The sequence below is a fragment of the Nostoc sp. NMS9 genome, assembly GCF_017114995.1.
In the GTDB taxonomy this organism is placed as follows: domain Bacteria; phylum Cyanobacteriota; class Cyanobacteriia; order Cyanobacteriales; family Nostocaceae; genus Nostoc.
The window spans coordinates 42,444-49,435 of sequence record NZ_JABXKL010000047.1; the positions used below are offsets into that span (position 1 = coordinate 42,444).

Sequence of the window (6,992 nt, forward strand, 5' to 3'; positions counted from 1 at the left end):
AAAGACTAGGGTTTTTGCGGTATCAATAAAACCGAGTTCTTAATTTTGGATAAAGTCGAGTTAAGAGGTTGTTTGAAAAGTAGTTAGCTGTGATTTGAATAGAATTTTTACCCCCCTTAATCCCCCCTTGTAAAGGGGGAAAACTGGAAAATTTAGTCTCCTCCCCTTTATAAGGGGAGGGTTAGGGTGGGGTAAAAAATATTTGATACATCAATTATGACTTTTGAAACATCCTCTAATGGCTGGAGACGCTGACTACAAACCTTTAATTATTCACGCCCACTTATTTATTAGATAAACAAGAACTATTTTGCTTTGTAAATTTCTGGTAACTGCCACCAAGAAACATGGGGATACTCGTGATGTTCCTCGTGGTAGCCGAAATGATAGCACGTGATAAATGACCACCAAATTGGACGGCTAATCGTTTGGGCACAATGAGGCTGAATATACCCTGCGATTGGTTCGCTATGTGGAAGGAAAGTACCAAAATAAAATAATTGGAATGAACTTAAAAGCGAAGGAAATACCCAAAAACTTATTAGATTAGCATGGGGTATATGAAGGATGCAATTAGCAAATTGATATATAAGAGTTAGAGCAATAATTTGTCCCCAACTCCAGTAACCTTTCATAAAATGGAAATACCAAGCAAAGAAGTTTTTGTGTTTACCATTATGAAAATCTGGGTCTATTTGAGTTGCTGGATTTTGGTGGTGTAACCAATGCTTTTTCAATAATTTTTTATATGGTAAAAGACCATAAAGAGATAGAGTTAATGTCCCAACAAGATGATTAATTTTACTGTTTTGGGGAAACACTACCCCATGCATAGCATCATGAGATGTAATAAATAATCCCGTATATAAAAATGTTTGCCAAGCTATGCTAGGCAATAGTATCCAAAATTGTAATTTTGAGATGTCAACGGCAAGTAATAAACTTAAGCTAATGACCCATGCACTAACAATGACAATAGCAATGAAAATTCCTTGAAACTGAGATTTACTTTTCACAACTGGAGTCAGTTTTGTTTGATAACTGGGTGGTTGTTCTAATTGAATCACGCTTTTACTCCGCCTAGTATTCAGGTGAAAATTCCTAAAATATAGTCACCACAAAAAGCACTAACCACCAGCCAGAAAACTTTATTAGTGGTGAGTGTTTTGCATTGGATAGTGCCAACACTGGAAGATGTTTAGAACTATTAAGATACTTGAACTATTATTACACATATAACCGCCATACCAACAACTGTTTTTGGTATAGCGGTTGGATTATATAAGTTATAGTACTGATAGCTTTAGTAATTATAAAAACTAGTGTTTTTAATATGGGGCTTTTTAAACAGCCGAAGTCTGGGAAAAAGGCGGTAACATAATTAGCTGCAAGAGTAGGGAATGAAGTGGAGTAATTCGTGTATGATGCTGTAGCTGTTGAGATCCCAAACTAATGTAGGCTAGAAAGCGATCACTTGGCAATGATCGCTCCAAAGTTCAGACTGAGGATTAAACCTCAACTCTAAGGATGAGATTTTCAAGCTTTTCAGGAAACACTTTGAAATTAGCGAAATAGTATTTATATTGTCAAAAAAATCTAATGTAAATTAGAAAATTTATTGGTTTTTCTTATCCAAACTAATAAAGATAAAATAATAAACATGGCTCCTAGTAAGCTAAAAATCTGGAGCCACTTACTACAAGAGAATGCTCATAATTACTCGCATTCTCGTTTAGTCACATAGTGGCGGTAGCGAAACATTGCTTCTAATTGCGCTTGCACTAGCCAACCACTGACAAATTCAACTGCTCCTCCACCAGGCATAGAGAAGGAAATAGCGTCAGTTAATCTGGTTTTGCCATTTTCCGGTTCAAATTCATGTCGATGTACCCAAGATTCAAAGGGACCAGATATCTGTTCGTCAGTAAACAGACGATATTTTTCACATTCAGTATGACGCGCTAACCAAGTTAAGGGTAATGGGCCGAGAAACAAGCGAAATTCGGTAATAGCACCCACGTTTAGCCCTCCTTCACGACGAACCACTTGGACTGGCTGCCAAGGTGGATTCAAGAGTTGCAAAATATCTGGCCTTTCGTGAAATTTCCAAACTACTTCTGGTGAGGCATTAATTACTGAGGAATGTTTAAAGTGCAGCATGAAAAGAAAAACCTAAAATTCAGCTTTCAGATTCGGTATCAATCTCGATATCTAGGGTATCTTCATCAACCCGCACATACAAAATATTTGGGTTACAACAAACCTGACAATCTTCAACGTAAGATTGCTGTCCTCCAGCACTCAAATCAATAAAAGTTAAGTTCGGTTCGCCGCAATAGGCGCAGTAATATTCAGCTGTGTTTTGCATCAAGTTTTCAGCTATGAATTCAATGGTATGGGGCATTGGGCATTGGGCATTGGTTATTTATTTTTCCCTTACTCCTTCATCTGTCCCGACTCCCCTACTCCTTAGTTCCTAGTCCCCAGTACTGGCTGTAGTCCTTTGGGGGATGGATTGATATAACTTTTAGCATCTGCCAAATGCTTTAGTAGTGTAGACTGTGGCAGAGGCCCTTGCAAGTGGCTCCAGGGTAATACTTGTTCTGTTGACCATTCGGCGTGGACGTAGAAATCTAAGTCGGGGATTTGTCCTTTGAGTTGCTTGAAAGCACGTTTGTAGCTACCCAAGGAATCGCCAAAGTCACGAGTAAGTTCAAGAAGTTGGGAGAGTCTGCGATCGCCTCTCGATAACAAAGCCTGTATAATCGACCAATTATAGCTTTCTGGGCGAAATTCTATCCCCTGCGGTTTTAGCTGTTTTTGCAAAAACTGCAACCGCTTTTCTGCTTGGCGATTTACCCCAAACCATTGAAACGGTGTGTGTGCTTTGGGTACAAAGGTGCTACATCCGTATGTTAAACGCAATCTTGGTGCAGCTTTTTTGATATTACGCATCATCGCCACGGTTTGCTCTAAATCTTCTGCTTCTTCACCAGGAATTCCTGCCATTCCGTAGAGTTTCAAGCTTTTTAATCCGCCAGCTTTGGCATTTATGGCTGCTTGAATAATTTCATCGTTATGCAGCTTTTTGTTGACGATTTGCCGAATTTTCTCGGAACCACTTTCTACTGCAATAGTAAGCGATCGCGTGTCTCGTTTCGTCAAAGTTTCTGCTAACTGGACTGTTACAGTATTAGTTCGGACTGAGGCAATACTGAGACGGACATCATCATACTTTGGCTGACTAATATAATCTAGCAACGCCTCAAATTCTGGATGTTGAGTTACTGAAGCCCCTAATAATCCTAGCCGATTTGTGACTTCTAAACCTCTTTCAATGGCTGGAATTAATGAATCTTCCAGACTGGCTGTTCTAAAAGGTAGTGTGAGATAACTCGCCAAACAAAAGCGGCACATTTCTGGACAACTTCTCACCACTTCCACCATGTAAATATTTTCCCATGCCGCTTTTTCGGTGACTACAGTCGATGCTGATAGTGTATTTCCTCTGTAAGTTTGCTTTTGCACTACTGCGGGAATTTCGGGAGAAATTGGTTTAATAGACTTTATTTCACCATCTTTTGTGTGATATTCCACCTCATACAAACTTGGTACATAAATTCCTGGTATTTGTGCAAGTCTTTTCAGTTGAGTTTGTCTTGAGGCATTTCTTACTTCTTTGTAAGCCTCAATAAAATTCCCTAACAGGGTTTCGCCATCCCCAAGCAAAATGACATCAAAAAAATCTGCAAAAGGTTCGGGGTTAGCAGTGAGAACGGGGCCACCACCAAAAATTATCGGATGAGAATCATCACGAGAGGTTCCTCGAATAGGAATTTCTAAAGATTTCAGCAAATTTAGAATATTCACATAATCCAGTTCCCACGAAATAGAAAATCCCACAATTTCCGGTGTTCTAGGGAGTTGTTCGTGAGTATCGGTAAACAGGCGACTCACCTGCACATCATCACGCATTGTCAAGGTTGCCCACACTACCTGATAGCCGAGGCTAGTGATACCCACGCTGTACTCGTTGGGAAAGGCGAAGATTATGGGGATAGCGTTGGTGTCTGGGGTGATGGGTGTAAAGAGAAGGCGTTCAGAGTCAAATACAGATGATGTCACAGGTGTTTGTTAGAAGCAAGTTTATCTATATTTAATTTTAAGCCATAGAATAATTAAGTTAAAAATCAATGTTACGGCGTTAGCAAGAATAATTGGCAAGGATTGTAAATAAATTCCATAGATTAGCCACAAAAAAACACCACTTATGAATGTAATCAGCGTAACCAAAGAAACATCTTTGGCTGATTTTGTTTGCCAAGTCTTAAACATTTGTGGCAAAAAAGAGATTGTGGTTATTGTGGCGGCAGCTAATCCTAAAATTGTTATAAAATCCATGTTTAATTATTTATATTAAGTTGCAATGCCATAATATATAGCAATTCTAACTGAGTTTTAAAAATTACTTGTTTAAATGAACAAATCACCAAAAGGGTAGCCATCTAAATCGCAAAAGCTACGCTTATAGGAATTCTTAATAAACTAGAAACTACTGAAATATTTAATACACCCTATCTTAATCATGAGAATGTATTAAGTGCCGATAGAATGTCTAGTTTATATGTAATTCTCCACTGTTACGAAAATTCGGTTCGTTGCTTTATTGAAAAAATATTTTCAAAGGAACTTGGAGATAATTGGTGGGAACAAGTTGCAAACTCAGAAATGTTAGAGAAAGTAGAAAGAGTTAAAAATAAAGAAATAAAAAACAAGTAAGTTTCCCCAAGAGCAGGTAGTTCACCTCTTTATTGCATTGATTGGGGTGATTTGGCGAGATTAATTAAAAATAATAAAGAATTATTCCTACCTTACATTGGAGACATTAATTTTATTGAGAATAGATTTACACAACTAGAGGATTTGCGAAATATTGTCGCTCATCATGGAATTTTACCATCTGAAGATGATTGATTTCCAAAGAGTGTTTATTTCTTTCAGAGATTGGTGCCGTCAACTAGGACAGCATAAAAATTTGTAATAGGATGCCTGAAAAATCAAATTTTCAAATGTATTTTAAGCTAAGAAGCTTGGATCAAGAATCTGATCAATTATAAATGGACATTCAGTAGGAAAAGTTTCAACAGATTTTTGACTTTCTTTAGCTGCATCACGACAAGTGCGTCGATAATATTTTTGTATCCATACTGGGTCTTGAAGAAAACGCTGCAAACTAGGAGTATCTTCCAAACAATCTTGAATTTGATCTCGGCAGTTTGACAGTGTATTATCCCAGCTTTTGGTTCTTCGCTCAGGCTGATACTGGCATTTGAGTAAGTGCATTAACAGCACCTGCAAATAGCTACCTAGTTCTTTGTGTTCACTGCGACCCAAAGCCTCTAGTTCCTCTACCAAGTGTTCAATGTCCAACTCAGCCCAATATCCTTTCTTCAAGTACTCGGCTTGTTGTTGTGTCCACAACAGAAAATCTTGGTCGTAGCTCGTTGCCTTACTCATCAACGATCGCCCTTCTCTGCTTAATGCAACGCTGTACTAAACATCTTACACCGTTCGGCGATCGTTGTGCGATCGCTACAGCTAGTAACAAAAATATTCCCGACTTATTTAATAAGTCAGGAATGTGAGACTATCTTTTAAAAGCAATCGCTCTATTAATTACAAGACCTTACACTGTCCATGATGGCGTAATAAATGGTCACATAACACCAGCGCCACCATCGCCTCAACCATTGGAACTGCACGCGGTAACACACAAGGATCGTGTCGTCCTTTTGCTGCTAATAGGGTTTCTTCACCTTCACGAGTTACTGTCTTTTGCTCTTTTCTAATTGTCGCCGTCGGCTTAAATGCAACTCGTAAAATGATATTTTCCCCGTTGGAAATTCCCCCCTGAATACCACCAGAACGGTTAGTTACAGTGCGAATTTCACCATTTTCATCAATATAATATTCGTCATTATGCTCAATTCCGCTTAACAATGTCCCGCCAAAACCAGAACCGATTTCAAAGCCTTTGCTAGCAGGGAGAGACATTACACCCTTAGCGATATCAGCTTCCAATTTATCAAATACTGGTTCGCCCAAACCTTTCGGGACATTACGCGCCACACATTCTACGACACCGCCGATAGAATCACCTTGTCTACCAACTTGCTCAATTAATTCAATCATGCGATCGCTACATTCGGCATCGGGACAGCGGACGATGTTGCTTTCCACTTGTTCTAAGGTGACAGTATTTGGATCGACTACACCTTCCAAATCCTTGATGCGCTTGACATAACCGATAACTTCAATATTGGCAACTTGACGGAGAATTTTTTTAGCGATCGCACCTGCTGCTACTCTGCCAATTGTCTCACGCGCTGACGATCTACCCCCGCCTTGCCAATTACGAATGCCATATTTTGCATCATAAGTTGCATCCGCATGAGAAGGGCGATACTTCTCGGCCATTTCGTCGTAGTCTTGTGACCGAGTGTCTTTGTTCCGTACCAAAATCCCTATAGGCGTTCCCAAGGTTTTGCCTTCAAATACACCTGATAAAATCTCGCAGGTATCCGCTTCTTTGCGAGGGGTCGTAATTTTACTTTGTCCCGGACGCCTTCTATCTAATTCTAATTGAATTTCTTCTGCCGAAATTTCTAGTTGTGGAGGACAACCATCAATCACAACCCCCACACCGCCGCCGTGAGATTCACCAAAAGTAGTTATACGAAATAGATGACCAAAAGTGTTGCCCATGATCTTAAAGAAAAAGGATGAGGCTTATGTATTTTACCTAGAGTTTGTGCAAAAGTTAATTTATATGCTTTGCCACTCGGAATGTTTGACGTATAGCCTATCTTTTATCTATACAAATAAGAAAGCGCCCTCCATTACCAGAGGGCGCTCTCTTATTTAGCTAAACTTCAGAATTAACCGTTGATAGCAGGAGCGGTAAGAGCTACAGGAGCAGAATCACCAGCAGC

General features: G+C 39.4%; 7 protein-coding genes. All 7 read right to left on the reverse strand.

Annotated elements, in window-relative coordinates:
* Positions 1-305 precede the first annotated feature (305 nt).
* Positions 306-1,067 carry a beta-carotene ketolase CrtW gene (gene crtW, locus HWQ40_RS14940; RefSeq protein WP_292778990.1) on the reverse strand — a complete coding sequence of 254 codons (762 nt, stop codon included), beginning with the start codon at positions 1,065-1,067 and terminating at the stop codon, positions 306-308.
* A gap of 649 nt (positions 1,068-1,716) precedes the next feature.
* Positions 1,717-2,160, reverse strand: coding sequence for an SRPBCC family protein (locus tag HWQ40_RS14945; RefSeq protein ID WP_292778993.1), 444 nt, complete (start codon positions 2,158-2,160; stop codon positions 1,717-1,719).
* A gap of 19 nt (positions 2,161-2,179) precedes the next feature.
* Complete coding sequence (locus tag HWQ40_RS14950; RefSeq protein ID WP_012411100.1) at positions 2,180-2,368, reverse strand: CPXCG motif-containing cysteine-rich protein; 189 nt, start codon at positions 2,366-2,368, stop codon at positions 2,180-2,182.
* A gap of 101 nt (positions 2,369-2,469) precedes the next feature.
* Complete coding sequence (locus HWQ40_RS14955; protein WP_292778995.1) at positions 2,470-4,125, reverse strand: radical SAM protein; 1,656 nt, start codon at positions 4,123-4,125, stop codon at positions 2,470-2,472.
* A gap of 21 nt (positions 4,126-4,146) precedes the next feature.
* Positions 4,147-4,401 carry a SemiSWEET transporter gene (locus HWQ40_RS14960; RefSeq protein WP_292778998.1) on the reverse strand — a complete coding sequence of 85 codons (255 nt, stop codon included), beginning with the start codon at positions 4,399-4,401 and terminating at the stop codon, positions 4,147-4,149.
* A gap of 675 nt (positions 4,402-5,076) precedes the next feature.
* Entirely contained in the window at positions 5,077-5,517 is a 441-nt protein-coding gene (locus HWQ40_RS14965) for a DUF29 domain-containing protein (RefSeq protein WP_292779000.1), read from the reverse strand.
* Positions 5,518-5,676: 159 nt separating this feature from the next.
* Positions 5,677-6,765, reverse strand: a complete 1,089-nt coding sequence (gene aroC / locus HWQ40_RS14970) for a chorismate synthase (protein ID WP_292779002.1) — start codon at positions 6,763-6,765, stop codon at positions 5,677-5,679.
* Between the last annotated feature and the right edge of the window lie 227 nt (positions 6,766-6,992).